Origin of the sequence: Acinetobacter sp. ANC 4218 (genome assembly GCF_002135245.1) — a bacterium.
GTDB lineage: Bacteria > Pseudomonadota > Gammaproteobacteria > Pseudomonadales > Moraxellaceae > Acinetobacter.
Map to the genome: position 1 here is coordinate 202651 of NZ_NEGD01000003.1, position 25362 is coordinate 228012.

General features: G+C 42.7%; 23 protein-coding genes. 7 read left to right on the forward strand and 16 right to left on the reverse strand.

Annotation, left to right across the window (positions count from 1 at the left end):
- Positions 1 to 42 precede the first annotated feature (42 nt).
- Both B9T38_RS04250 and yaaA read right to left on the reverse strand, forming a co-directional pair.
- Entirely contained in the window at positions 43 to 276 is a 234-nt protein-coding gene (locus B9T38_RS04250) for a hypothetical protein (protein WP_171263168.1), read from the reverse strand.
- A 140-nt stretch (positions 277 to 416) separates the two neighbouring features.
- Positions 417 to 1199, reverse strand: a complete 783-nt coding sequence (gene yaaA / locus B9T38_RS04255) for a peroxide stress protein YaaA (RefSeq protein ID WP_086195610.1) — start codon at positions 1197 to 1199, stop codon at positions 417 to 419.
- A gap of 124 nt (positions 1200 to 1323) precedes the next feature.
- Here yaaA and B9T38_RS04260 point away from each other — a divergent pair, with 124 nt between their 5' ends.
- Positions 1324 to 1956 (forward strand): alpha/beta hydrolase, encoded by a 633-nt coding sequence (locus tag B9T38_RS04260; RefSeq protein WP_086195611.1) that lies wholly within the window; start codon positions 1324 to 1326, stop codon positions 1954 to 1956.
- Positions 1957 to 2066: 110 nt separating this feature from the next.
- Here B9T38_RS04260 and B9T38_RS04265 read toward each other — a convergent pair whose 3' ends face one another.
- From B9T38_RS04265 to pheA, 4 genes are all read right to left on the reverse strand, one after another.
- Positions 2067 to 2444 (reverse strand): hypothetical protein, encoded by a 378-nt coding sequence (locus tag B9T38_RS04265; protein WP_086195612.1) that lies wholly within the window; start codon positions 2442 to 2444, stop codon positions 2067 to 2069.
- A gap of 109 nt (positions 2445 to 2553) precedes the next feature.
- Complete coding sequence (locus B9T38_RS04270) at positions 2554 to 4800, reverse strand: bifunctional prephenate dehydrogenase/3-phosphoshikimate 1-carboxyvinyltransferase (RefSeq protein ID WP_086195613.1); 2247 nt, start codon at positions 4798 to 4800, stop codon at positions 2554 to 2556.
- A gap of 3 nt (positions 4801 to 4803) precedes the next feature.
- Complete coding sequence (gene hisC, locus B9T38_RS04275) at positions 4804 to 5910, reverse strand: histidinol-phosphate transaminase (protein WP_086195614.1); 1107 nt, start codon at positions 5908 to 5910, stop codon at positions 4804 to 4806.
- A 75-nt stretch (positions 5911 to 5985) separates the two neighbouring features.
- The gene (pheA, locus tag B9T38_RS04280; protein ID WP_086195615.1) at positions 5986 to 7095 is read right to left on the reverse strand and encodes a prephenate dehydratase; all 1110 of its coding nucleotides are present in this window, start codon (positions 7093 to 7095) and stop codon (positions 5986 to 5988) included.
- 759 nt (positions 7096 to 7854) lie between these two features.
- Between pheA and B9T38_RS04285 the strand changes: the two genes are divergently transcribed.
- Complete coding sequence (locus B9T38_RS04285; RefSeq protein ID WP_086195616.1) at positions 7855 to 8373, forward strand: type 1 glutamine amidotransferase domain-containing protein; 519 nt, start codon at positions 7855 to 7857, stop codon at positions 8371 to 8373.
- Positions 8374 to 8466: 93 nt separating this feature from the next.
- Here B9T38_RS04285 and B9T38_RS04290 read toward each other — a convergent pair whose 3' ends face one another.
- Both B9T38_RS04290 and B9T38_RS04295 read right to left on the reverse strand, forming a co-directional pair.
- Positions 8467 to 9609, reverse strand: a complete 1143-nt coding sequence (locus B9T38_RS04290) for an acyl-CoA dehydrogenase family protein (protein WP_086195617.1) — start codon at positions 9607 to 9609, stop codon at positions 8467 to 8469.
- A 150-nt stretch (positions 9610 to 9759) separates the two neighbouring features.
- Positions 9760 to 11106, reverse strand: a complete 1347-nt coding sequence (locus tag B9T38_RS04295; protein WP_086195618.1) for a dicarboxylate/amino acid:cation symporter — start codon at positions 11104 to 11106, stop codon at positions 9760 to 9762.
- 428 nt (positions 11107 to 11534) lie between these two features.
- Here B9T38_RS04295 and B9T38_RS04300 point away from each other — a divergent pair, with 428 nt between their 5' ends.
- Positions 11535 to 12539 carry a glycosyl transferase family protein gene (locus tag B9T38_RS04300; protein ID WP_086195619.1) on the forward strand — a complete coding sequence of 335 codons (1005 nt, stop codon included), beginning with the start codon at positions 11535 to 11537 and terminating at the stop codon, positions 12537 to 12539.
- 273 nt (positions 12540 to 12812) lie between these two features.
- Here B9T38_RS04300 and B9T38_RS04305 read toward each other — a convergent pair whose 3' ends face one another.
- Positions 12813 to 13085: a YeaC family protein gene (locus B9T38_RS04305; RefSeq protein WP_086195677.1), complete on the reverse strand. Its 273-nt coding sequence runs from the start codon at positions 13083 to 13085 to the stop codon at positions 12813 to 12815.
- Between the two features lie 3 nt (positions 13086 to 13088).
- The gene (locus tag B9T38_RS04310) at positions 13089 to 13994 is read right to left on the reverse strand and encodes an NAD(+) kinase (RefSeq protein WP_086195620.1); all 906 of its coding nucleotides are present in this window, start codon (positions 13992 to 13994) and stop codon (positions 13089 to 13091) included.
- A gap of 446 nt (positions 13995 to 14440) precedes the next feature.
- On the opposite strand from B9T38_RS04310, the gene mrcB reads away from it, so the two are divergent.
- Both mrcB and B9T38_RS04320 read left to right on the forward strand, forming a co-directional pair.
- Positions 14441 to 16834 (forward strand): penicillin-binding protein 1B, encoded by a 2394-nt coding sequence (gene mrcB, locus B9T38_RS04315; RefSeq protein WP_086195621.1) that lies wholly within the window; start codon positions 14441 to 14443, stop codon positions 16832 to 16834.
- A 15-nt stretch (positions 16835 to 16849) separates the two neighbouring features.
- Positions 16850 to 17416 carry a hypothetical protein gene (locus B9T38_RS04320; RefSeq protein WP_086195622.1) on the forward strand — a complete coding sequence of 189 codons (567 nt, stop codon included), beginning with the start codon at positions 16850 to 16852 and terminating at the stop codon, positions 17414 to 17416.
- Positions 17417 to 17466: 50 nt separating this feature from the next.
- Here B9T38_RS04320 and B9T38_RS04325 read toward each other — a convergent pair whose 3' ends face one another.
- Positions 17467 to 18366, reverse strand: a complete 900-nt coding sequence (locus B9T38_RS04325) for an NUDIX domain-containing protein (protein ID WP_086195623.1) — start codon at positions 18364 to 18366, stop codon at positions 17467 to 17469.
- 139 nt (positions 18367 to 18505) lie between these two features.
- On the opposite strand from B9T38_RS04325, the gene hemP reads away from it, so the two are divergent.
- Positions 18506 to 18676: a hemin uptake protein HemP gene (gene hemP / locus B9T38_RS04330; RefSeq protein ID WP_086195624.1), complete on the forward strand. Its 171-nt coding sequence runs from the start codon at positions 18506 to 18508 to the stop codon at positions 18674 to 18676.
- A gap of 63 nt (positions 18677 to 18739) precedes the next feature.
- Here the strand turns inward: hemP and B9T38_RS04335 are convergent, their stop codons facing one another.
- From B9T38_RS04335 to tfpB, 4 genes are all read right to left on the reverse strand, one after another.
- Positions 18740 to 20083, reverse strand: a complete 1344-nt coding sequence (locus tag B9T38_RS04335; RefSeq protein ID WP_086195625.1) for a sensor histidine kinase — start codon at positions 20081 to 20083, stop codon at positions 18740 to 18742.
- A gap of 1 nt (position 20084) precedes the next feature.
- Positions 20085 to 20744: a response regulator transcription factor gene (locus tag B9T38_RS04340; protein ID WP_086195626.1), complete on the reverse strand. Its 660-nt coding sequence runs from the start codon at positions 20742 to 20744 to the stop codon at positions 20085 to 20087.
- 144 nt (positions 20745 to 20888) lie between these two features.
- Positions 20889 to 21251 carry a NirD/YgiW/YdeI family stress tolerance protein gene (locus B9T38_RS04345; RefSeq protein ID WP_086195627.1) on the reverse strand — a complete coding sequence of 121 codons (363 nt, stop codon included), beginning with the start codon at positions 21249 to 21251 and terminating at the stop codon, positions 20889 to 20891.
- A gap of 98 nt (positions 21252 to 21349) precedes the next feature.
- Entirely contained in the window at positions 21350 to 23107 is a 1758-nt protein-coding gene (gene tfpB, locus B9T38_RS04350) for a type IV pilus assembly ATPase TfpB (RefSeq protein WP_086195628.1), read from the reverse strand.
- A 258-nt stretch (positions 23108 to 23365) separates the two neighbouring features.
- On the opposite strand from tfpB, the gene B9T38_RS04355 reads away from it, so the two are divergent.
- Entirely contained in the window at positions 23366 to 24616 is a 1251-nt protein-coding gene (locus B9T38_RS04355) for an MgtC/SapB family protein (RefSeq protein WP_086195629.1), read from the forward strand.
- Here B9T38_RS04355 and tsaA read toward each other — a convergent pair.
- Positions 24613 to 25335, reverse strand: a complete 723-nt coding sequence (gene tsaA, locus B9T38_RS04360; protein WP_086195630.1) for a tRNA (N6-threonylcarbamoyladenosine(37)-N6)-methyltransferase TrmO — start codon at positions 25333 to 25335, stop codon at positions 24613 to 24615. The genes B9T38_RS04355 and tsaA overlap by 4 nt on opposite strands.
- Positions 25336 to 25362 lie beyond the last annotated feature (27 nt).

Consider the following 25362-nt stretch of genomic DNA (forward strand, 5'->3'; position numbering starts at 1 on the left):
AACTTAACAATATATTTAAAACATATAGTAAAAACCCAGGCGTTAAAACTTGCTGGATTTCACATGCAAGGGCGCTGCAAAATGGGGATCCGAAGTTTCACTCTGCTCTACCACCCTATTATTTGGATTTGCTTCTACAGCCTTCAAAGATTGATGCGCATCCTGAATCAGTTGATCCATTTCCTGTCTTTTTTTCATTTGACTGTCGCGATAAACCCCGTACCCCAGTAAAACCACTGCAAAAATAAAGGTTGGAACTAATAATCTTTTCATCATAAAATTTTATTGTTCAACAATTCATCATGATGTTAACAAACATGAATTAAAATATAATGATAAAATATTTCAAAATCCTGTTTATTTTTTCGCAATAAAAATCCCGAAATTTATCGGGATTTTTACCTTGTTACTCTCATTTAAGCAGCTTGCTGCTCGTCGCGTTTAAAGACCAGCTCACCTTGTAGCGAACTCTCTGCATCAAAATAGTAACCATCCAGATTAAATGATTTTAAGTCCTCAGCACGTTCTGCTTGATTTTCAATGATAAAACGTGCCATTAATCCGCGTGCTTTTTTTGCATAGAAGCTAATCACCTTATATTTGCCGTTTTTCTGATCCAGAAAAACCGGCTTAATGATCTCGGCTTTAATTTTGCCTGGTTTGACCGATTTATAATATTCATCCGAAGCAAGATTCACCAATAGTTCTGAGTGCACCTCGGCTAAATCCTGGTTAATCAAATCAGTAATGATATTGTCCCAAAAATCATAAAGATGATGACCACGTGGATTTTTGAGCTTGGTTCCCATTTCTAGGCGATAGGGCATCATTAAATCTAGAGGACGCAACAAACCATACAGTCCAGACAACATACGCAAATGCTGCTGTGCATAGGCAATATGCTGATCATTCAGCGCATAAGCATCCAGTCCGGTATACACATCCCCTTTAAAGGCAAATAAAGCCTGACGCGCATTAGAAAAGCTCAGCTCTGGCTGCCAATCATTAAAACGCTCGACATTCAACTTGGCAATTTTTTCACTCACGCTCATTAAATTGGCGATATCTGCTGCAGAAAGCTTACGACTCACATTTACAAGTTCTTGTGAATGTTCTAGTAATCTTGGCAGTGTATGTGCATCGGTTGGAAGTGCAGATTCGTAATCTAAAGTCTTGGCTGGAGAAATTAAGGCGAGCATGAATAACCTGGTCAAAAAACAATTAAACAGACTATAACAGTAGCATTGTCTTATTGCCAATCTGTGTTTTTACTGGGTCTTAACGCTAAAATAGCCCTCTCTTCTGTCATGAGTCGGTTATTACATGTCCGAGCAAATTTTCATTCAAGGTCCTGCAGGTCAACTGGAAGTTTTTGTTGATTATCCACAGGGTGAAGTGAAAGGATTTGCGCTGGTATGTCATCCTCACCCCCTACAAGGCGGCACTCCGCAGCATAAAGTTCCAGTTCTGCTTGCTCAGATGTTTCTTGAACGCAGCTGTATTGTGTATCGTCCAAGTTTCCGAGGCTCTGGCCAAAGTACGGGTGAGCACGATAAAGGCCATGGCGAAACGGATGATATTCTAGAAATTATTCAACAGATTCGCTGTAAGCATATCAATTTGCCTTTTTATGCAGCAGGCTTTAGTTTTGGTGCCCATGTCATGGCAAAGTGTTTTCATGTATTGCCCGATGAAATTAAACCCAAACAATTGATTTTATGTGGACTACCGACTGCAACAGTTGCAGGTGTACGTCATTATGTTACACCACACATTAAAGGTGATATTCTGTTCCTGCATGGTGAAGCTGACGAAGTAACCTTGTTGTCCGACTTGATTGAATGGGCCAAACCGCAACGCCATCTACTAACCATCTTACCCGGTGCAAATCATTTCTTTACTGGATATTTAAAGCAATTACGCGTTGCTATCTCCCGCTTTCTTGTAGACGAATAAGCTGACAGCAGTATAGAGCATCTATTTTATATATGGTTTATGCATGGCTGCAAATAAAAAGAGGAGGCTAAGCCCTCCTCCTATTTTACTCATCAGGTCAAAATAAATATTTAACCTTTCCATGTAAAACCACTAAAAGATTCGTCTTCTTTTAAGGTATTTTCTACTGCTTGGGCCAATTGATTCAATAAACTTTGTTCCGTAATACGATCTAGCCAGTCCTGATCTTCAGCTGGGTAAGAAGTAATCTCGCAGACCAGGTGCCCTTCTGCATCACGACTCTGGCAGGTGACAGATAATGGCAAAGATTGATTGTCTACACTTACCGCAACCTGATCACCACTTTGCGACAAGGTCTGGAAACCGTATTGACCGAGTTCTTTAGACAATAAATCTGCAACATATTCCTGAGTCACATGGCAGTCATTCGTTTGCTGTGACACATGATTATGCTTTTCACAGTTTGCAGTAAATTGTAATTTTCTCATCTGTGTATCCAAAGACATTATTGTTGTATGGTTTTAGCATAAGCAATAAAAACAAAACAGCCAAGCAAAAGCTTGGCTGTTGTTTAACAAATACACAAAATTAGACTAATTATTCACTGACTTGAATGGCTAAACCAGCTTGATTGGCCAACTCAGTGAAAGTTGGGAAACTGGTTGCTACAGTTTCGGTGCCAATAATTTTAATTTCACCGGAAGTACGCAAGCCCGCCATAGAAAAACTCATGGCAATACGGTGGTCATGATGCGATTCAATTTCACCACCTGTGAAAATTGCAGACCAGTCACCAGACTTGCCCTTACCTTCAATGATGATGCCATCATCGGTTGGCGTACAGTCAATGCCCATAGTCTGCAAGCCATCTGCCATCACCTGAATACGGTCAGATTCTTTTACGCGAAGCTCGGCAGCACCGGTTAAAATGGTTTGACCTTCAGCACAAGCTGCAGCAATAAATAAAGCTGGGAATTCATCAATGGCCAATGGCACCTGATCTTCAGGCATATGAATGCCTTTTAAGGTGCGTGTGCCGCGAATACGAATGTCTGCAATCGGTTCACCACCTGCAATACGCTCATTTTCAACCGTTAAATCTGCACCCATCTGTTTCAGGATTTCAATGACACCGGTACGGGTCGGGTTAATTCCTACCGCTTCCAAAGTGACATCGGAACCTTCAGTAATGGCAGCACCCACCATAAAGAATGCAGCGGATGAAATATCAGATGGAACCTGAATATCAGTACCGACCAATTTACCGCCACCTTGCAGGGAAATACGGTTACCCTCGGTTTTTACTTCATAACCAAAGGCACGCAGCATACGTTCGGAGTGGTCACGGGTCGGTTCCGGTTCAGTCACCGATGTTTCCCCTTCTGCCCAAAGACCCGCCAGTAAAATCCCTGATTTCACCTGAGCCGAAGCCATTGGTAAGTCGTAATAAATACCTTTGAGCTTTTGATTGCCGGTAATGGAAACAGGCGGCGTACCACGCTCACCTGTAGTCTGAATCTGTGCTCCCATTTCACGTAACGGTTTAGCAATCCGTTCCATTGGACGTTTAGACAATGACGCATCACCGGTCATGACTGAATCAAACTTCTGTGCACAGAGCATACCGGAAAGCAGGCGCATGGAAGTACCCGAGTTACCCATGTATAAGGCACTTACAGGAGCTTTTAAACCATTCATTCCTACGCCATGAATAGTCACTTCACCATTTTTAGGCCCTTCAATGCTCACGCCCATATCACGGAATGCTTGAAGTGTTGCCAATGCATCTTCACCTTCAAGGAAACCAGTAACATGGGTAGTTCCTTCAGCAATCGCACCAAACATGATAGAGCGATGTGACACAGATTTGTCACCTGGCACGGTAAATTTACCTTTAAATGTCTTATCACCCGGCAAAATGGTAAATTGTTGTGTCACGTTATCGTTCTCCATCAAAGGTTTTTTAGCGAGCATATGATTGAAATGCTGTCGTGCTGCCTGTGCATGCTCTAATAGTCCAATCAATGCTTTGGAATCTTCATTTTCAATCAGTTTTCGAATTTGAGCCAGTTGCTGCTCAAAACCGTCTACAGCATTCAAAATGGCTTTTTTATTGGCAAAAAAGATGTCATGCCACATTTGCGGGTCACTCGCCGCGATTCGGGAAAAATCACGAAAGCCCCCAGCGGCATAACGAAAAATATCCAGATTATCTTCCCGGTTGGCCAGTTGCTCAACCAGGTTAAAGGCCATTAAATGCGGAAGATGACTGGTATGGGCCAGCACTTCATCGTGCTTGTCCACATCCATACAAATCACTTCTGCCTTGGCAGCTTGCCACAGTTGAATCAGTTTATCCACAGCCCAGTCAGCACTGCTTGGTAATGGCGTCAAAATGACTTTATGATTAGCAAACAAATCGACCTTACCTGCATGTACGCCAGTATGTTCCGCACCTGCAATCGGATGACCCGGAACAAAACCTGCCGGCAGGTTTTCACCATATACGGCTTTGGCTGCATCCACTACATTGCCTTTGGTACTGCCCACATCGGTAATGATGGTGTTGTCTGACAGATAAGGCTTGATGGTTTCTAACACCTTTTGCGTTGCCCGCACAGGTAAAGCCAAAACCACCAGATCTGCACCTTGCACCGCATCTACGGGATTGCTATAGCCCTCTTGAATTAGTCCAAGCGCTTTTGCATCATCCAGAGTTTTTTGCGAACGCGTTGAGGCAACAATTTGCTTTGCCAGTTTTTCAGCAATGATGACACGAGCCAGACTTGAGCCAATCAGCCCAAGTCCAATAAAAGCAACTTTTTCAAACAGTGGCTGAGACATGGCTTAGGCTTTTTCCTCTACCGCATCAGGAGCTAAATCGAGTACTTTCGCCAGTGCTGTCAGGAATTTAGCATTTTCCGCTTCCGTACCAATCGATACACGCAGGTGATTTGCAATACCCACAGGACGTACAATCACGCCTTCTTTTAACAAGGCATTGAACGTTTGCGCAGGATCAGCCTGTACATCGACTAAAATAAAGTTGGCACGAGAAGGTACATAGTTCAGACCCAAAGCTTTAAAACCAGCTTCCAGCTGAGCCATACCCGCCTTGTTCACTTCACGAGATTTCTCGATAAATGCTTCATCTTTCAGTGCAGCAACCGCAGCTACCATGGCAAGATGATTGACGTTAAATGGCTGACGAATACGGTTCAGGTAATCTGTTACTTCTGGCGATGCCAAGGCAAAACCAACACGCAGTGCAGCCAGACCATAACACTTAGACAAGGTACGGCTGACAATCAGGTTTGGATACTGCTCAAGGAATTTCAGGCTGTTGAAGTTTTCCGGGAAATATTCCACATAAGCTTCGTCCAGAACAACAATGATATTTTCCGGAACTTTTTGCATGAAAGCTTCAAATTCGGCTTCTTCAAACCAGGTTCCCGTCGGGTTATTGGGATTGGCAATAAAGATCAGTTTGGTATTGTCTTTAATTGCCGCTGCCATAGCATCCAGATCGTGAGCAAAACCTTTGGCCGGCACTTCAATCGCTTCTGCATTAATCACTTGAGTCACCAAAGCATATACGGCAAAAGCATGCTGGCTATAAATTACCGAGTCTTTCTCTGAAACGAATGCGCGGGCAAACATTTCCAGTAAGTCGTTTGACCCATTACCTAAAGTAATACGGTCAGCAGTTACACCAAATTGTGCCTGAATCTGGTCTTTCAAGATAAAACCGCCACCATCCGGATAGCGACCAATTTCTGCCAGTTCAGCCGCCACAGCCTGTTTGACTTTTTCAGAACAGCCCAACGGATTTTCGTTTGAGGCTAATTTGACAATATCAGTAATCCCTAACTCGCGCTCAAGTTCACTAATAGGTTTACCTGGTTGATAAGGCTTTAACTTTGAGATGCCTTCATTGGCAGGGACAAACGACATGTTACTCTTCCGCTATTTCAAGTGATAAAAGGGATCAGCCTAAAATTAAAAAATCAAGCCGATCACCAGAATGATTTATAAAACTGCGATCGGATATGAACCCAATACGCGAACTTCTTTGACCAAAGGACGAATTTCTTCAATTGCCGCTTTCACATTTTCTTGCTCAATATGGCCTTCCAGGTCAATAAAGAATACATAAGCCCATTTTTCCGGCAATGCAGGACGGGTTTCAATACTGGTTAGACTAATATTGTGTTTGGCAAAGGGTGCCAGAATTTCCAGTAATGCACCGGCACGGTCATGTGCAGAAATCAGCAATGAAGTTTTGTCATTGCCACTTGGCGGTACTTTTTCACGGCCAATTACCAGGAAACGGGTGGTATTTTCCGGATTATCTTCAATATTGCTGTGCAGGATTTCCAGGTCATAAATATTGGCAGCCACTTCTGACGCAATCGCTGCGGAATGCCATTCATTGCGAATACGGCGTGCCGCTTCGGCATTGGAACTTAAGGCAACACGTTCCACGCCTGGATAATGGGCATCTAACCATTTTCGGCATTGTGCCAAGGTCTGCTGATGGGCATAAATCTGTTTAATGCTGTCTTTACGGGTATTGGAGGACACCAGAAACTGGTGATGGATACGCAGTTCCACTTCACCAATCACGTTTAAATGCGAAGATTTAAAACAGTCTAAAGTATGGTTCACCACACCTTCAGATGAGTTTTCGACCGGCACCAAACCATAATGTGCACTGCCTGCTTCGACTTCACGGAACACTTCATCAATGGTAGGCAATGGACGGACAATAGCATCCTGACCAAAATGTTTAAGTACTGCCGAGTGGGTATAAGTGCCCACAGGCCCTAGAAATGCAATACTTTGTGGTGCTTCCAATGCCAGACATGCCGACATGATTTCACGGAATAAACGCGCCATGGTGACATCAGACAATGGGCCTTCATTACGCTGCATAACATTACGTAAAACTTGTGCTTCACGTTCAGGACGGTAAAACAATGGATTCTCTTCAGCAGCAAATTTTGCTTTTGCGACAGCTTCAGCCAGTTTTGCTCTTTTATTGATAAGCTGTTGAATCTGTTGGTCTACAGAATCAATATCCTGACGGATTTGAGCCAGATCAAGAGAAGTCGATGTGTTTTGATCGTCGTTGATCATTGTTATGTTGCCCTTCAAAAACGTTATGCAAACAGTATAACAATAGTTAGCTTTCAAATGTTACGCAATAAGACTTTGATTGATTCAGTCTTAAAAACATACAGTTGATTTAATCAGCAATTTTATTGCTGATGTTTTTGTCCTGATTATTTTAAATTGCTGAGCTTTTGCCAATTCGCTAAAAAAGACACCACGGCTATACATCTGTAATTCAGCAATCTGGCTCGCAATTTTATGTCATTTCATTCAATAAATTTATTACTATTTGCAAATAAGCTCATCGTTTAAAACACTTAATACTGAATTATTTTTAGCCATTTTTCTTGTTTTAAAAGATTCGATTAAGCGATTCTGGTCGAATATCTTCAAGTTCTGCAAGCAACAGTGATCGGTATTGTAGATCAACACATTCAGGAGCCGCTTCAAACCTGGATAGCCAGGATAGCTTTTCATCTCGCAATGAATAACGTCACAAAACGCAATCAAGCCCATCTGACCGCATACAAAGTCGCAGAATCCACAGCCATTTTGAAATAATTAACAAAATCAATCATCGGAAAAATTCTGCATGCTGACCATTTGACACATGTAGAAACAAAAGTTTTTAGTTTAATTTTTTAATATTTACAAATACTTGAAAACACTTATCTAGGTAAACTTACAGATATTTTACAGATGCAAGAGTCCTTTACCAAACTCCATCACAAAAGTTTAATGTTTAATTTATAGTCTGTGAACAAAGCAATTCGGAGAAAAATAATGTCCAAAAGAATCGCCGTGCTAGTGACCCATGATTTTGAAGATGTCGAATATTCTGAACCTGTGCAAGCCTTTCGTGCAGCACGGCATAGTATTTTAAATATTGAAAACAAAGCAGGCAATATTGTCTATGGTCATAAGCGAAAATCAGCCGTCACCATTGACCAAAGTATAGATGATGTCACCGTGCATGATTTTGATGCTTTGCTCATTCCTGGCGGTTATTCTCCAGACCGGCTCCGTGGCGATGACCGCTTCGTGGATTTTGTACGTAAATTTGCCCATGCAGAAAAACCCATTTTGAGCATTTGTTATGGTCCGCAGTTACTGATTACAGCCAAAGTCGTCAAAGGCCGCTTAATGACCACCATTAAAACGGTTGCCAAGGATCTGATTAATGCCGGCGCAGTCTATTATGATGTTGGTGTGGTCAACGATAATAATCTGTATATCTCATCACGCTCTCCTGATGATTTACCTGCGTTTATAGAAGAAAGCTTAATGGTTTTGAATCAATAAAAAGCACCCTGCAAAGTCAGACCTGGTGTCCAGCTTTTAGGGTGCCTCTCTATTTATTCAGCTCTTTTTTTATTGTAGCGTCTTATTCATGAATTAACGCCCCAATAAGCTACGCGCTACAATCTCTTTCATAATTTCATTGGTTCCGCCGTAAATTCGCTGAATACGGGCATCCACAAAGAAACGTGAAATTGGATATTCTGTCATATAGCCATAGCCACCAAACAGCTGTAACAGCTTATCCGCTATTTTCATCTGCATGTCGGTTGCGAAACTTTTTAAAGCTGCTGCCGTTTCCACATCCAGTTTACCCTGCATATATAACTCAACGTTCTGGTTATAAAAAGCAGCAGTCGCCTGTTCCTCAATTTTCGCCTGAGCCAAAACAAAACGGGTATTCTGGAACTGGCTAATTGGCTGACCAAAGGCTTGTCGTTCTTTGACATAAGCAATGGTGACATCAATTGAACCACGAATGGCACCAATCGCCGTTGCGGCAATGGCAGTACGTTCACGTGGCAACTCCTGCATTAAATAGGCAAAACCCTGCCCCGCCTGCCCCAGCAACTGATCTTTAGGCACCTTGATATTATCGAAGAACAGTTCTGAAGTATCTTGTGAATGCAAACCAATTTTGTTGAGGTTGGTGCCCTTTTTAAAACCTTCCAGATGGGTATCCAGCAGCAATAAAGACACGCCTTTTGCCCGTGCTTGCGGATCAGTTTTAGCCGCCAGTACCACAAGGTCAGCATGTTGACCATTCGAGATAAAAGTTTTGGAACCATTGAGCAGATAGTGATCTTCCTGCAGGATGGCATTGGTACGCATGGCCTGCAAATCGGAACCGGCACCCGGCTCCGTCATGCCAATCGCCCCTACCACTTCACCCGTCACCATTTTGGGTAACCAGTACTGCTTTTGTTCTTCTGTCCCAATATGCAAAATATAAGGTGCTGCTATTTCAGAGTGGCAGGAAATACCGGTGGATAGCGCACTAAATCCGGCACGTGCCGATTCTTCTACCAGCATCAGTGAATAATGGGTTGGCACGCCATAACCGCCATATTCTTCAGGAACATCCACGCACAGGAAACCGTTTTCGCCCAGCAAGTTCCAGACTGAACGTGGCATAATGCCTTCCTGTTCCCATTGTTCATAATGTGGAGCAATATGCTCATTCATAAAGCGTTTGAAATTGTCGCGGAATAATTCTAAATCAGCATCATAAGCCAACATACGGCATCCTTATATTGAGTTGTTGTAGTTCTGTCCCTTTCTCATGCTATCCACTTTATAGATATCTGTCATGTCGTATAGGCTTTATATTTTATGACCTTAGGGTCAATAAAAAAGGAAGCCGTAGCTTCCTTTTTAAATCTGCATCGATTAAGCGTGTGTTTGAGCCGCTTCTTCCTGCATTTTTTGGTCAACCATTTCAGGATTTTTTAATGCTTCATTTAATTTAACTGTATCTAATTGACCCACCCATTTTGCAACGACAATGGTCGCCAATGAGTTACCCACCAGATTCGTCAAGGCACGTGCTTCTGACATGAAGCGGTCAATACCCAGAATCAATGCCAGACCTGCGACAGGGATATTTCCTACAGCAGACAATGTTGCCGCCATGACAATAAAACCAGAACCTGTTACACCTGCCGCACCTTTAGAAGATATCAACAACACCGCTAAAAGTGTAATTTCATGTGCTAAATCAAGCTGAGTATTAGTTGCCTGTGCAATGAAGATTGCAGCCATGGTTAAATAGATTGAAGTACCATCCAGGTTAAATGAATAACCGGTAGGAATCACCAGACCCACAACTGACTTTTCACACCCGACAATTTCCAGTTTTTTCAACATGCGTGGAAGTACGGATTCAGAAGATGATGTCCCCAGGACAATCAAGAGTTCTTCACGAATCATACGAATCAATTTCAGGATACTAAAACCACTGAAACGCGCAATACTACCCAATACAATGAAGATAAACAGCAAACAGGTAATATAGAAACAGATGATGAGTTGAGCTAACTGAGCAAGTGAACCAATACCATATTTACCAATCGTAAATGCCATCGCACCGAACGCACCGATCGGTGCAAGTTTCATGATCATGTTTACGATATTGAAGAATACATGCGAAATTTGATCGATGAATTTAAGGACCGGTTTACCTGCATCGCCCAATTTATGTAACGCAAAACCAAACAGCAATGCAAATAAAAGGACTTGAAGAATTTCACCTTCGGCAAAGGCACCCACCACCGTATTCGGGATGATGTTCATAAAGAAATCAACGGTCGATTGTGAAGCACCGGATTCCACATACTTGGCGATACCTGAAGTATCTAAAGATGCAGGATCAATGTTCATACCTACACCCGGTTTTGCAATATTGATCACCAGCAAACCGATAATTAATGCTAGTGTTGAGACAACCTCAAAATAAAGCAGCGCGATACCACCGGTTTTACCCACAGATTTCATGCTTTCCATACCTGCGATACCACTAACCACAGTACAGAAAATCACCGGTGCAATAATCATTTTAATGAGCTTAATGAAAGCATCACCTAATGGTTTTAATTGCTCGCCCAAGCCTGGAACACTTTGCTTAACGCCATCAACGATTACAGATGAACTTGGGTAAAAATGCCCAACAATCACACCTAAAATAATGGCAACAATCACTTGAAAATACAGTGACTTATAAATTGGTTTCTTAGCCATAACATTACTTCTTTAGATATTTCAGACTAGAAATATTCAGTTTTGCCTATTCTTACGAATACACAGCCTTTAATCCTTTTGTATTCATCACAAAAGAACATACAAAAAGTATTGAGTAAGCTCAAATACTGGGATATAAAAAAATCATAAACTTATCATCATGAATGAATTGAATTTATAAAAAATCCACCTATTCGATCACACATGCTGATAAGCAAATCTACATAATTTTACCTAATGTTAAATTTTACCTAATTTTTATTTGTTGATGCGGTCTATATTGTTAAGTTTGTTTAAAATACCATCGCCACTCATTAGACATTAGTCGAAATAACTAAAGTTACTTTTATTTAAATTAGGCTGAAATATTTACCTTATCTTTATAAACTATTATCCATCCTATTTTCCTTTGCCAAGAAATACTCCTTATGCAAACCAAAAGAAATATCTACAAAGATGCTGAACACCCTTTCGCACAATATGTCCGTATTATAGGCAAAGGAAAAAACGGTGCCCGTTCGCTGACTTTTGACGAAGCCTATCAGGCATTCAGCATGATCCTGAAAAATGAGGTTTTGGATGTTCAACTGGGGGCTTTCCTCATGCTACTGCGTGTTAAAGAAGAGTCTGTCGATGAGCTGGCCGGTTTTGTACAAGCCACCCGTGATCAGCTCAGTTTTAAAGCTTTAGATGTGGATTTGGACTGGTCATCTTATGCTGGCAAACGCAAACATTATCCCTGGTTCTTATTGGCAGCGCTGACCCTGGCACAACACGGCTATAAAGTCGTGATGCATGGCGCATCTGGACATACCATTAACCGCCTTTATACTGAACAGGTTCTGGAATATCTGGGTTATCCAATTTGCCAGAATGACAGCGAGGTGGAACAGCAGTTGCAACAACGCAATTTTGCTTATATGCCCTTAGCAGCAATTTCACCTATTTTGAGCGATCTAATTTCTTTACGTAATGTAATGGGCTTGCGCTCACCTATTCATACTTTAGCGCGTTTAATCAATCCTTTTAATGCCAAAGCTACAGTGCAGGCTATTTTCCATCCGGCTTATCGTACTTCACACCAGCAGGCCGCATTTAAACTGGGCTATCAAAATAGTGCGGTGATTAAGGGTGAAGGTGGTGAATTTGAACGGAATCCGGATGCTAAAACCTTAATCTGTGGGATTAAAAATGGCGAGCTGTACGAACATGAATTACCGAAATTAACTGAAAACCGTAGTCCTGTTGAAGAAGAACTGGATTTAGCGGTTTTTAAAGCGGTTTGGGAAGGCAAACAACATCATGAATATGGCGAAATTGCTGTCACTGAAACCATGGGAATTGCTTTATACACGATGGGAGCATGTGCTTCTTATGAAGAGGCGATGTTAAAAGCCAAAGAGCTATGGCTAAATCGCCAGTCTAAAATCTGATTTGATGCAGAATAGATGATACGTGACAAAGCCATTCGCAATTGTTCGAGGCAAGACTTCATTTGATAAAAATGGTTCTGCGAAACATTCATCAAATGATAGTATGGAACGAGTTTTGCGGATGGCAATGCCTTTGGTTACTTTGGGCTTATCCAAAGTAACAAGATGAGCTTCTATAAATTGAGGTTTATCGGTAAGACATCCGTCGTACCTTTCAAAAAATTAAAATATAAAAAAAGACACCGCAGTGTCTTTTTTATTACAAATAAATATTTAAACAAAACGAATCGGCTTGAATTCTTCATCTTGCTGCGGATCATGTGAATCGCAGTGTTCATCTTCTTCTTTGGTACCGCGATCAATATAGCCACTGCGTTCAGTCTCAGGTAAATTTTTTATTTCCCAAGCATAAACTGCTTGCATACAAATTTGGCGTTGCTCTTGCGTAAGTGCTACGCCATTCGGCCATTTACCAATTTCCACTGCTGTCTTTAAACGCGCAACAATTTCAGGATCGAGTACGGCCAGCATTTGTTCAATATTCATCATTTAATCCTGCTGTTGTAAAGAGTCAAAATCTTGGTTCCAGCCCAGCTTGGTACGACAAGCAATATAAAAATCATAACCGGGTGGATGAAGTAGATTCAATTTAAATGGATGTTTGCGGATATGCAAACTATCCCCAACACTGAGTGAAACACTGTGTTGACCATCGGCACTGACCATCGGTAAGACACGGTTTTCACGAATGATAATCTTAATTTCACTATGTCCACCGACCACAATCGGGCGTGAAGACAAGGTATGCGGGTGCATCGGCACCAAAGAGATGGCATCCATACTTGGATGGACAATTGGCCCGCCACCAGAAAGTGCATAAGCGGTAGAGCCGGTAGGCGTCGAAACAATCAAACCGTCACTATGCTGACGATAGACATATTGACCGTCAATATTCAGTTCAAAGTCAATCATATGAACCGACTTGCCGGAATGTAAAACCACATCATTCAAGGCAATCGCATCATAAATGCTTTCACCTTTGGAGCGGATTTCCATTTCCAGCAAGAAACGGCGGTCGAGCTGAAATTCGCCTTTGAGCACCTGATCCAGCTTAAAAATAACCTCGGTCGGTTTGATATCGGTTAAAAAACCCAAACGACCCCGGTTGACCCCAATGACAGGAGTATTATATCTGACTAGGGCACGTGCGGCATGCAGTAAAGAACCGTCACCACCGACCACAATGACCAGATCCACCACTTCACCCAGTAAGCTGCGGCTTACCGTTTGCGTATTGCTATAAGGGACGAGGGCTGCTGTTTCCGAATCAAAAACAGGATGTAAACCCAAACTTAAAAGATGGTCATGAATAAGACTTAAAGTTTCCACGACGGAGGATTTATCTGGACGTCCTATTAGTCCAATGTTACGAAAAGTTTTATGTGAAATTTGCACCTAGGTCATCGCTCCGCTACGATTCCTGCCTATCATAGCATTAACCCTGTTCATTTTAAAAAACTTTAAGTTCTGATTGCATTGACCATCCAGCGATTTCAAAAACTAAACCTGATTTTAACCAGCTCTTCAGAGCTGTTCACCTTGCATGGACTTAAAACCATAATCAACCTGATTTTTTATGCTAAAAGCCACCTAGTTTACAAAATTGCTTTGAGCAGAATAACTCAGAGGTGTAGTGTTGTTCACTTGCTTTAATATGAACATATTTATTTGCAAATACGGTTTGAATACTAAAAATAATATCTTTTACAAAATCAAAGACTCATTACAAATATTTTGTGCGGTTTATTGTTATATTTTCTCTTCATTCACAGATTAATTATTGCAAAAAAATAAAAAGCTTCGCATGATTAGCACAATTTATTTGGATCTTATAATCATTGATGAAGTCTGAACGCGGTATCGGTTTAGTGGCCCTTATTTTCTCAATATTAGTCATTGGCATCTTCTTAGCTTTTAGTATCTATTTAATCCGAATGGATAATATTGTACGCAATAAATTTGAAGGTCAACGCTGGGACATTCCGGCAAAAGTTTTTGCCCGTCCTTTGGAGATTTATAGCAATGCGCCGGTCAACCAGACAGACTTCACTCAGGAACTCAAACTGCTGGGCTATAAAAGTTCTGATAGCTATGCCCAATCTGGCAATTATGTAAGCTCCGGTGATGCAATCTATGTGCATACCCGCGGCTTCGACTTTGGCGACAGCGTTGAACCTGAGCAGGTGTTAAAAGTTACCTTTAATGATAATCAGGTTGGTGAAGTCAGTGCAACCAAACCTTCTTCTACCGGCATTGCACGTTTAGAACCCTTACTGATTGGCGGAATTTATCCGCAACATAATGAAGACCGTGTGCTGATTAAGCTTAATAATGTGCCTAAACCGCTCATTGAAGCCCTGATCTCAACAGAAGACCGTAATTTTTATCATCATCATGGCATATCTGTTCGTGGTACAGCGCGTGCTGTAGTCAGCAATCTCACTGGTGGCAAACGTCAGGGCGGTTCTACCCTGACCCAGCAGCTGGTGAAGAATTTCTATTTAAGTCCAGAAAGAACCTTAAAACGTAAAGTCAATGAAGCCCTGATGGCCATGCTGATTGAGCTTCATTATGACAAAGATGAAATTCTGGAAGCGTATTTAAATGAAGTGAATCTGGGGCAAAATGGCAATTATTCAATTAATGGCTATGGTCTGGCTTCACAGTTTTATTTTGGCTTACCGCTACGTGAACTGAATATTGCCCAGCAGGCTTATTTAGTCGGTCTGGTACAAGGACCGTCCCTGTTTAATCCATGGAAAAATCCGGAAGGTGCAAAAAAACGTCGCGATATCGTGTTACACAACATGCTGGTGATGGGGTATCTGACCCAAGAACAGTATGAACGAGAAGTTGCACGACCATTAAATGTCATTGCAAAACCCACTTTGGGACCTGCCCGCTTCCCGGATTTCATGGATATTGTACGTCGACAGCTACGCACCGAATATCAGGAAGGCGACCTGACCAATCAAGGGTTAAAAATCTTTACCACGCTGGACCCGATTGCCCAAAGCAAGGTACAGGAAGCATTTAAAGCCTCTGTTTCCAATTTGGCCAATGCCAACCCGAAACGTTTAAAAGATTTGCAAGGTGCTGTTTTAATTTCTCATCCTGAAAATGGCGAACTGGTTGCCGCTTTAGGTTCGACTCAGGACTTTACTGGCTTTAACCGTGCGCTGGATGCAAAACGTCAGGTCGGTTCCTTGCTTAAACCGGTCATTTACTTAAGCGCAATCGAGTCTGGACGCTATAATTGGGCCAGCCCCATTGAAGATAGTGCCATCAGCATCTTAAGTGAAGGTAAAAACTGGACACCTAGGAATTACAGTGGTGGTGCACACGGTGTTATTCCAATGTCGGAAGCCCTGGCAAACTCGTATAACCTCGCAGCAGTACGTTTGGGTCAGGAATTTGGTATTTCCACCTTTAGCAATCATCTGAAAAAATTTGGCGTGACTGCCAATATTCCAAACTATCCGTCGATCTTCCTGGGTGCAATTGATATGTCACCGATGGAAGTGATGAGTATTTACGGCAATTTTGCAACCGGCGGTTTCAAATATCCTATCAAGTCCATTCGCTCAGTGGTCGATTCCAATGGACGCCTGCTCGATCGTTATGGTCTGACGCCACAACAAACCATCGATGCTTCTGCAGCTTATATCTTAAACTATGGCCTACAACAAGTGATGAGCTCAGGTACGGGGCGTGCCGCTTATAGCGCTTTCCCTGCCGACTTGAAACTGGCAGGCAAATCAGGTACCACCAATGATACCCGTGACTCATGGTTTGCAGGCTATTCAGGCAATTATCTCAGCGTAGTCTGGTTGGGTTTGGATAATAACAAGGTGACTGGTCTAACTGGTTCTTCAGGTGCACTTCCGGTCTGGATTAATGTCATGAAACAGTTGCGTCAAAAACCGGTTAACTTGCGTCAAACTGACAGTGTGCAATGGCAATGGATTGACCGTTCGACGGGTCATCTATCCGCACAAGGCTGTGAAGGTGCGATGTACATTCCATTACTACGCAGTAACATGCCACGTCAGGCCACCGGTTGTGGTATACCGCATTATCAGGTAGAACCTGCTGACACACCTGATACTGAAAACAATCAGACACCCGTCGATCAAAACGATAGTATTGGTAACTATATTCGTGAAAGTGACACTGAAACCCAGAACGATGGTTCTACCAATCAGGTCATTTCAAGCGGTAGTTTTGACAATTAAGGGTGAACGTTAAGCATGAATGGGCAATTTAAACGGCATAAACACGGGCTAATCGCCCTGATCCTGATCGGTTTGGTGGGCTGTCAAAGCCTGCCTGCCCCTGAGACCAAACAGCCGTCGAAGCCTGCATCTACACAAAAACAGGACATTAAAACACCCTCGGGCGTGGTCATTACCCCTTATGAACGTGAAGAAATTCAACGTAAAAAGATGCAGGTGATTGTTCCTGAGCAACAGAGCAAACAGCAGTTTGATGATGGCCGCCAGCTACCTGCATTTCAAAAGCTCATGCAAAAAACTCAACTCGCCTATAAGCAAGGGCAATGGAATGAAGCTGAGGCTGCGGCATTGCAAGCTCAACGCCTTGCGCCGCAATCTGCTGAAACCTTCTTGTACCTGGCCCTGATTGCCAATAAAAAGAATCGGCCGGCAAATGCTCAAGCTTTGGCACAACGCGGGCTTAGTTATGCACAAACCAATGCCATGAAGAAACAGCTTTGGCAGGTCATTTTAAAAGCTGCACAACAGCAAAAAGATCAAAAAACCATTCAACAGGCGCAAAAAGCCCTGCAAGGCTTATAAACTTGAGGATATATTGAACTGATCGTCTCAATACATCCTCTGTTTTTGTTTTATAAAAATCTCATCCCGGCAATGCCATAACCACCCTGCTCTTTGGCAATGGCAAGATCACCCGCCTGCATGCCGCCCAAGGCAAAAACCGGTATCTCGACCTGTGAAACCCAGCACTTGAACTGTTCCCATCCCAATGCTACAGCCTCTGGATGGGTGGCTGTAGGCAGAACCGGACTCAGCAAGATTGCATCACAACCGATATTTTGCGCCTGTTGCATTGAAGCCAAATCATGACATGCCGCAATGTAACGTTTACCGATCTGCAAATCACCCGGCTTTAATGCCATCAGTTGTGGCTGTTTTAAATGAATGGCGGAAATGGCTTGCTGTTGAATCGAGTTTAATTGTTCAAAAATATCAACATTGACAATCAGACGAGATAAATGCTCCACACTGCGCTTAGCCAGTTCCATGAGCTGCTGCTGAGTTCCCTCGACACGCCAATATAACAACTGATCCTGTTTTAACTGTGCAAGCTCATCCAGCTGCACTGAAATTTTAATCTGATGGGGCCAATACAGGCGCTGAATTATGGCTAAATTGGCTTTAGGGAAATTTAGATTCAACAATTCTTCACGACTGTACCAGCTCCACGGCTGTTGAATTTCATTCAATAAAGCAGTCTGTACAACGGCATGAAATAAATGCAGCTTGACAATTACATCATCATATTCATGAACAATCACATCAAAGGCATGCCAGTCATGCAGACCAATGCCCACTTCTTCATAAATTTCACGGCGGCATGCCGCCAAAGGCGTTTCACCCTCCTCCACTTTTCCTCCCGGAAATTCATGTTTATTGCCCTGATGCTGTTTCGCTTCACGCCAGCCGACCAGCACATTGTTCTGATGGAGTAAAATTGCAATGGCAACATCAATAATGGGTTTAAACATTCCCTGTTCCTCGGCATGAAAATATTACAGAGTGTAAGCAAATTTAAGTTTTTTATAAAATCTTAAATAATTAATTGACAGAATTATTTGATAATGATTATCATTTAAATAATTTAATACATACCACGGAATCGACGGAATGAACGCACCATTTAGCCTATTTACCCGTAATAACGATGCAGCTCACTCACTTCCCATGTTGCACTCGAACAACCTGTTTGCTCTTGGACGAGAAATTCGGATTATGCATGCTGGAGAAGAATACCGTCTACGTTTAACCCGTAACAATCGTCTTATTCTGACCAAATAAAAATAATTCACTCAACAATAATAAACGTGGAAACAAGCAGTATGAGCACAAACATACTGCTTTTTAACGCTGGATATGCAATGGAAATTGCAGTTCAACTTTTAATCCACTATGTGCGGACCGAGAAAAATGAATTTCACCGGCATGTAATTCAATAATCTTTTTACAAATCGACAGCCCTAATCCTGAACCTTGGGTTTTAGTACCCAATGCCCGATAAAAGCGCTCACCCAGTCGTTGTAAAACTTCTTCTGTCACAGCTTGTCCATCATCTTCAATCACGATGCTGATGTATGATTGCTTGTGCTGCATCTCAATCCATACATGACCATTTTGCCCAGCATAACGGATGGCATTGTCCAGCAGATTGCGCAGGCAACTGAAAATGAGTTTGTCATTGCCAGTAATCACCAGATTTTCGGCGAATTGTGTCTGGATTTGAATATTTTTCTCGGCTGCAAAGGGCTGTAAGGCTTGCAAGACCTCATTGATCATCCTGTTCATATCCATTTCAGACTTGGGCAGTTGACCCGTATGGGCCGGGTCCAGTCGTGCCAGTAACAGCAAGTTTTCTAACACCTGTGTACCACGGTTGACATCATTTTGAATACTCGCCAAGTCTTGGTCGAGTTCCGGATATTTACGTTTCAGTACCTGCAAACGCATTTGAATAGCCGATAAGGGCGAACGTAATTCATGCGAAGCATCCGCAGTAAAACGCTGTTCTGCCACCAGAGATTGTTCAAGCCGCTGTAATAGCTGGTTCAGTTGCCATACCATCGGCTGTAATTCTTTTAATTCAGGTACTTGCTGCTGAATCGGTGCGAGATCATCCGCACTTTTAGCTGAAATTTCTCTGGACAGTTGATGAATGACTTTAAATTGGTGTTTCACGGCAAAGTGTAAAATCAGCCACTGAATGAACCAGAGCACAATTAAAATCAGGCCATAGCCCATGACATTTTGAGCCAAAGCTTTAAAGCGCTCTCCCATCGGCTGCAATAGCAATACCGACGTATTCAGTTCAGGATTTTGCGAGGTGTAGATACGCCACAACTGCTGATCGTGCCAAATCAGATCATAACCTTCATCGGCATTATTTTTGAACGTTGAAGACAGATGGTCCAAATGGAAATTTTCTGATTCGCTCAGCAGCTGTTGCTGATCTTTTAACTGGTATTGAATATCAAATTCATCACTGAGTTCATCGACCTGTTGTCCTGAACTCGTACTTACATCTGAAATCAACAGCATATCTGCAATTTCATCCATGATCTGGTCTTGTACCTGCATGGTCTGGTACAGGGAAATCCCCACAAAAAGCAGCAAGGCCAAAACCCCAGCCAACATGGAACTGAATAATGAGGTCTTGATTAACCTGGTTTGTAGAGAAATGGCTTTTGACATACTAACCCTGACTCATGCGATAGCCCAAACCACGAAGGGTCTTGATATACTGGCTGCCAATCTTTTTACGCAATTGATAGATAAACACTTCTATGGCATTGCTTTCTATTTCATCGCCCCAGGCATAAAGTGATTCTTCCAGCTGTTCACGGGTAATTACATGCTCCGGCTTTTGCATTAGTTTATGTAAAATCTGAAACTCTTTGGCGGTTAAATTGACGGTCTTTCCATCCTGAATAAGCGTTTTGGCCTGTGGATCGAGGACTAAATTTGCATAGCGCAGATATTGTCCGGCACTGCTTTGATGCTGGCGTAATTGCGAACGTACACGCGCAGAAAGTTCTTCCAGGCTAAAAGGCTTGACCAAATAATCATTGGCACCCAAATCCAGCCCTTCAACACGGTCATGAATACTATCCCGTGCAGTAATAAAAATCACAGGGGTTTGTTGCTGATGCGCACGTAGAGCTTTAAGAATGTCATCGCCACTGGCTTTGGGTAGCCCACGATCGAGCAGAATACAGTCATATTGATGCTGTTCAATGGCTAAAATGGCATGATCGCCACGTTCCACCCAGTCAATATTGTAGCCATCCATTTCCAACCATGTTTTGATGCTTTCTGCTTGGGAAGCATCATCCTCTGCCAGTAAGATTCGCATGTCTTGTTCTCATGTCTGGATATGTTTTTGTTTAAGATAACAGTTTTTTAAACCACATGATTGCAAAAAAACCACATGACATGCATGTGGTTTTGGGGAGAAATCAGGAAGAATCTCTTACATCTTGATCTATCATGGCATCACTTAAAAACGGATGGCATCCACATCAATTTCAATGCGTTTAGCCGGTTTGTAATCGATGTCAACTTCACCGATGATGGTCACTGGCGTTTTGGCATTTACGGGTTTACCTTGCCATAACTCATCGTCAATCTCGACGGTCATGGTGCCGGTATTATCACGGAACTGGTATTTTTCATCCCCGACTGCTTTTACCACATAGCCTTTAAGCTGTACCTTACTGTCATCTTTTAAAGTTAAAGCCTGTTTAACCGTAGTGGCTTTTTGTGGTGCAATTGCAGCTTGATTTACGGTAGTATTTGCAACGGCGAATGTTGTTGCACCGACCAAAGCAGTCATTAAAGCTATTTTAGAAATCATGTTCATGCTCAAACCCTCATTAAGTTGTTGCTCATTTCAATAGCATGATTAAAACAAATCAAGATGAGGTGAATCTTAAGATAGCTTCATTTTCAAACAGTATTTCAATTCAGTGGAACAACGCGTAACACCTCTTCCAGCGTGGTCATCCCTGCCAGCACTTTGCGCGCCCCCGCGATACGTAACGGCTCAATCCCTTCTTTTTTCGCCTGATCACGGAGCTGGTTTAAAGTCGCATCTGCACCAATCAGCTGTTTGGTCGCAAGACTTAAAGGCATAAACTCATAAATGCCGACACGTCCTTTATAGCCGGTGTGGCGACATTCTTCACAACCCACCGCCTGAAATACGAAGTTTGGCATTTCCAGTGCATAATCAAAGGTTAAATGCTTCCACTCCTGCTCATTAATAAAGGTCTCCTGTTTGCAATGCGGACAAAGCTTACGTACCAGACGCTGTGCCAGTACACCTAAAATCGTGGCTGAAGTTAAAAATGGCTGTACCCCTAAATCATGCAGTCGGGTCAGACTGGATGGTGCATCATTGGTATGCAAGGTCGATAACACCAGGTGACCGGTTAATGCAGCCTGAATCGCCATATTGGCGGTATCCTGATCACGAATTTCGCCGACCATAATAATATCCGGGTCCTGACGCATCAGCGCACGTACCCCATCAGCAAAACCTAAATCAATCCCCTGATTCACCTGCATCTGGTTAAAGCTCGGTTCCAGCATCTCGATCGGATCTTCAATGGTGCAAACATTGACTTCTTCAGTAGCCAACTGTTTCAGCGACGAATACAGCGTGGTGGTTTTACCTGAACCGGTCGGACCCGTGACTAAAATAATGCCATGACTGTGTGCAGTTAAAGCCTGCCAATCATTCAGTAACCCGCCTTCAAAACCGAGCTGCTGAAAACTGCGTACCAATACTTCCGGGTCAAAAATACGCATCACCATTTTTTCGCCAAAAGCGGTCGGCAAGGTGGATAGACGTAACTCAGTTTCCTGTCCTTTAGGCGTACGGGTTTTTAAACGGCCATCTTGCGGTTTGCGTTTTTCTGCCACATTCATGCGGCCTAAAATTTTAATGCGTGAAATCACGGCAGTCAGGGTATTGGCCGGCATTTTATAAATGGTATGTAATACCCCATCAATACGGAAACGCACCTTGCCGGTATCTTTACGGGGTTCCAGATGAATATCACTGGCACCCTGTTCAAAGGCAAACTGCAACACCCAATCCACCAGCTTGACAATATGTTGATCATTGGCATCCGGGTTTTGCGTATCGCCCAGTTGCAATAGTGCTTCTACGCCTTTGTTATCACGGTCATAAGCACTGTTTTTTTGCGATGAATTAACCGCCCGGCTCACCTGATAATATTCCACCAGATAGCGCTGCAACTGATCCGGACTGAGCAGTACACGCTGAATTTTTTTCGGGGCAATACTATGTTCAAGATTGGCCACCCATTCCGTTTTAAACGGTTGATCGGTGGCGATCAGGACTTTGTCCGGCTGTATTTCAACGGCCAGAATTTTATTACGCACAGCAAATTCTTGCGACATGATATTGGTCAAAGCACCAACATCGGCCTTCAAGGGATCAATAATATAAAAAGGAATCTTGGCTTTGTCTGCAATCCACTGGCACAAGCGGTTTAAGGTTAAGGTCGATTGCGGATGCGCCTGATCGACCAGATTAAAATGTGCGATCCACTGCAAGGGATGCCATTTCAGTTGCTCACGTTGACGGTGTGTGGTTTGGATCAGCAGCTTGTTACGTTCGGTAATACGTCCGTCTTTTTGTAGTTGTTCCAGACACCAAGATGTATCCATTTCAAAATTAAACTTCATTGTTATATGCCCCAAAACATTCACACACTATAACAAACTAAAGATCATCCCGCTTCAGTCCGTTGTTAGAAAAAGATATCCCCATATCTTTTTCTAAACTGATTTATACAACCGTTTACTGCAAAATAAACTATAGCTGTTTTTCATCAGCATTATGCTTTTACTTTCGGACATTTATAGCCAATAATGCCGAATATGCTGTTTAATTCAGCAGCTGAATATGCATAACCCGATAACTGGATTTTCCCTGTGAATAATATGCTGAATCTGCCCCTTCAAAGTACATCATTTCAAGCCTTGCTGATGATTATGGCAGCAGCATTGGGCTGTGGCTTGCTGATTGGTCTGGAACGTGAACGTAGCAAGCAACGTGAAAATCAGCATAGCTTTGCCGGGGTTCGCTCATTCGCAATCTGCGCTTTACTGGGTGCCTTGTGTTTTGCTTTTGGCGATATCTTTGGCGTGATTGGTGCGCTGATTGTAGGGGGTATCGGTATTTTCTCCCTGAAGAACCAGCTGCAAGATCCCGGGGTGACCACCGAACTGGCTTTTGTCATGACTTATTTCATTGGTGCGCTGTGTGTGTGGAATATTACGCTGGCTGCCAGTCTCTCTGTGATACTGACCTTCATTTTAATGATGAAACAGTCCATGCACGGGATTGCTGGAAAATGGATTACCGGGGCAGAACTTAAAGATGGTGTATTTTTACTGGCCCTAATCTTAATCGCTTTACCGCTGACCCCTGATACGCCTTTATGGGGCAACGTGCTTAATCCGCATATTATTTTAAAACTGCTCACCCTGATTCTTGTCGTGCAAGCATTGGCACACATTGCCAAACGTTTACTTTCAAGTAAGAAAGCTCTCATACTTTCTGCAATTGCTTCCGGATTTGTTTCCAGTACAGCAATGATTGCACATTTAGGTATACAAGTACGCAATGAAGAAGCCGATGCCCGATCCAATGCCGGTGCAGCACTGATGTCATGTATATCCACTTTGGTACTTTTATTGATTGTGGTAGGAGGAGTCTCCTTAATCTGGCTAAAGCTGCTGATATTTCCCTCGCTCATTGCAATCAGCATTTTAGCACTGTGCGCTTACTGGCTTTTACGTAAAGCAGGGCCTGTCGAAGAAACAGAACCTGTAGATAGTGCCATGTTTAGCCTAAAGGAAGCAGCGATTATTGCAGGGACATTAACGGTCATTCAGGCGGGTGTGCATGGCTTGGAACTTTTACTGGGTGATTCCGGTTTAATTGCAGGTACACTGCTGGCTTCACTGTTTGAAATTCATGCCGCTGCGGCCGCTGTAGTTGTTCAAGGTGAACCTGAAAATAGCAGTTTACTCTATGCAATGATGTTAGGTCTGGGTGCTCATGCCGTTTCTAAATGCATTAATGCAGCCATAAGCGGAGGATTAAAATTTGCACTTTATTTTGCACCTATACAAATTCTGCATATGGCTGTTTTGATCGGTGTACTTTGGTGGCTGGTACAGCGTTAAGCAGAAAGCTCAACAATTTCCATGACTGTAATGCACTCTACCTCCACCCTGAAACTGATATCAAAATCGGCAAACTTCATTTTATAAATCCGCTCCGCATCATTTTGATAAGCCGGCCTTGGATCGAGCGATAAAACCTGTTCCAGTTCACTCACAATTTGACTATTTAACCTACGGCCTTTCATTAAATCTTGCTTTTGCTGTTCGGCATTTTCTGTCCAGATCACAGAATGTCGTTCAGGTTCATCCTGTGCATAACCACTTTGCGCCGTAACTACAGCATCTGAATATTGGATATAAGGTTTAATATCCACAATCGGCGTGCCATCCAGAAGATCGCTCCCTGTCACATACACACGTACAGACTTGCCAACTTTTTTCACTGTCTTCAGGTGGACAACGGATAGACCTATCGGTGATGGACGGTACATACTGCGTGTTGCAAATACCCCGATTTTTGTATTTCCCCCCAGACGCGGTGGACGAACTTGTGGTCTAAATTTTTGACTTTCTTGCTGATTTTTATTTTCATGAAACTGCCACAACAGCCAGAGATGACTAAATTCATCAATCCCTTCAAAAGCAGACAAATCATTATAAGGTTCAACCATTTCAATATAGGACTCAACCTGTACCAGATTGGGTTGGCGTGGAATGCCAAATTTTTCTTTATAGGGCGATCTCATATACCCGATTATTGGCATTTTAAGCTCAGTCATAATCACTTTTTCTGATAAGTTCAATTA

Coding starts and splice junctions, on each gene's coding strand:
- B9T38_RS04250 (WP_171263168.1), bottom strand. CDS start 276: ATGATGAAAAGATTATTAGTTCCAACCTTTATTTTTGCAGTGGTTTTA.
- yaaA (WP_086195610.1), bottom strand. CDS start 1,199: ATGCTCGCCTTAATTTCTCCAGCCAAGACTTTAGATTACGAATCTGCA.
- B9T38_RS04260 (WP_086195611.1), top strand. CDS start 1,324: ATGTCCGAGCAAATTTTCATTCAAGGTCCTGCAGGTCAACTGGAAGTT.
- B9T38_RS04265 (WP_086195612.1), bottom strand. CDS start 2,444: ATGAGAAAATTACAATTTACTGCAAACTGTGAAAAGCATAATCATGTG.
- B9T38_RS04270 (WP_086195613.1), bottom strand. CDS start 4,800: ATGTCTCAGCCACTGTTTGAAAAAGTTGCTTTTATTGGACTTGGGCTG.
- hisC (WP_086195614.1), bottom strand. CDS start 5,910: ATGTCGTTTGTCCCTGCCAATGAAGGCATCTCAAAGTTAAAGCCTTAT.
- pheA (WP_086195615.1), bottom strand. CDS start 7,095: ATGATCAACGACGATCAAAACACATCGACTTCTCTTGATCTGGCTCAA.
- B9T38_RS04285 (WP_086195616.1), top strand. CDS start 7,855: ATGTCCAAAAGAATCGCCGTGCTAGTGACCCATGATTTTGAAGATGTC.
- B9T38_RS04290 (WP_086195617.1), bottom strand. CDS start 9,609: ATGTTGGCTTATGATGCTGATTTAGAATTATTCCGCGACAATTTCAAA.
- B9T38_RS04295 (WP_086195618.1), bottom strand. CDS start 11,106: ATGGCTAAGAAACCAATTTATAAGTCACTGTATTTTCAAGTGATTGTT.
- B9T38_RS04300 (WP_086195619.1), top strand. CDS start 11,535: ATGCAAACCAAAAGAAATATCTACAAAGATGCTGAACACCCTTTCGCA.
- B9T38_RS04305 (WP_086195677.1), bottom strand. CDS start 13,085: ATGAATATTGAACAAATGCTGGCCGTACTCGATCCTGAAATTGTTGCG.
- mrcB (WP_086195621.1), top strand. CDS start 14,441: ATGAAGTCTGAACGCGGTATCGGTTTAGTGGCCCTTATTTTCTCAATA.
- B9T38_RS04320 (WP_086195622.1), top strand. CDS start 16,850: ATGAATGGGCAATTTAAACGGCATAAACACGGGCTAATCGCCCTGATC.
- B9T38_RS04325 (WP_086195623.1), bottom strand. CDS start 18,366: ATGTTTAAACCCATTATTGATGTTGCCATTGCAATTTTACTCCATCAG.
- hemP (WP_086195624.1), top strand. CDS start 18,506: ATGAACGCACCATTTAGCCTATTTACCCGTAATAACGATGCAGCTCAC.
- B9T38_RS04335 (WP_086195625.1), bottom strand. CDS start 20,083: ATGTCAAAAGCCATTTCTCTACAAACCAGGTTAATCAAGACCTCATTA.
- B9T38_RS04340 (WP_086195626.1), bottom strand. CDS start 20,744: ATGCGAATCTTACTGGCAGAGGATGATGCTTCCCAAGCAGAAAGCATC.
- B9T38_RS04345 (WP_086195627.1), bottom strand. CDS start 21,251: ATGAACATGATTTCTAAAATAGCTTTAATGACTGCTTTGGTCGGTGCA.
- tfpB (WP_086195628.1), bottom strand. CDS start 23,107: ATGAAGTTTAATTTTGAAATGGATACATCTTGGTGTCTGGAACAACTA.
- B9T38_RS04355 (WP_086195629.1), top strand. CDS start 23,366: ATGCTGAATCTGCCCCTTCAAAGTACATCATTTCAAGCCTTGCTGATG.
- tsaA (WP_086195630.1), bottom strand. CDS start 25,335: ATGACTGAGCTTAAAATGCCAATAATCGGGTATATGAGATCGCCCTAT.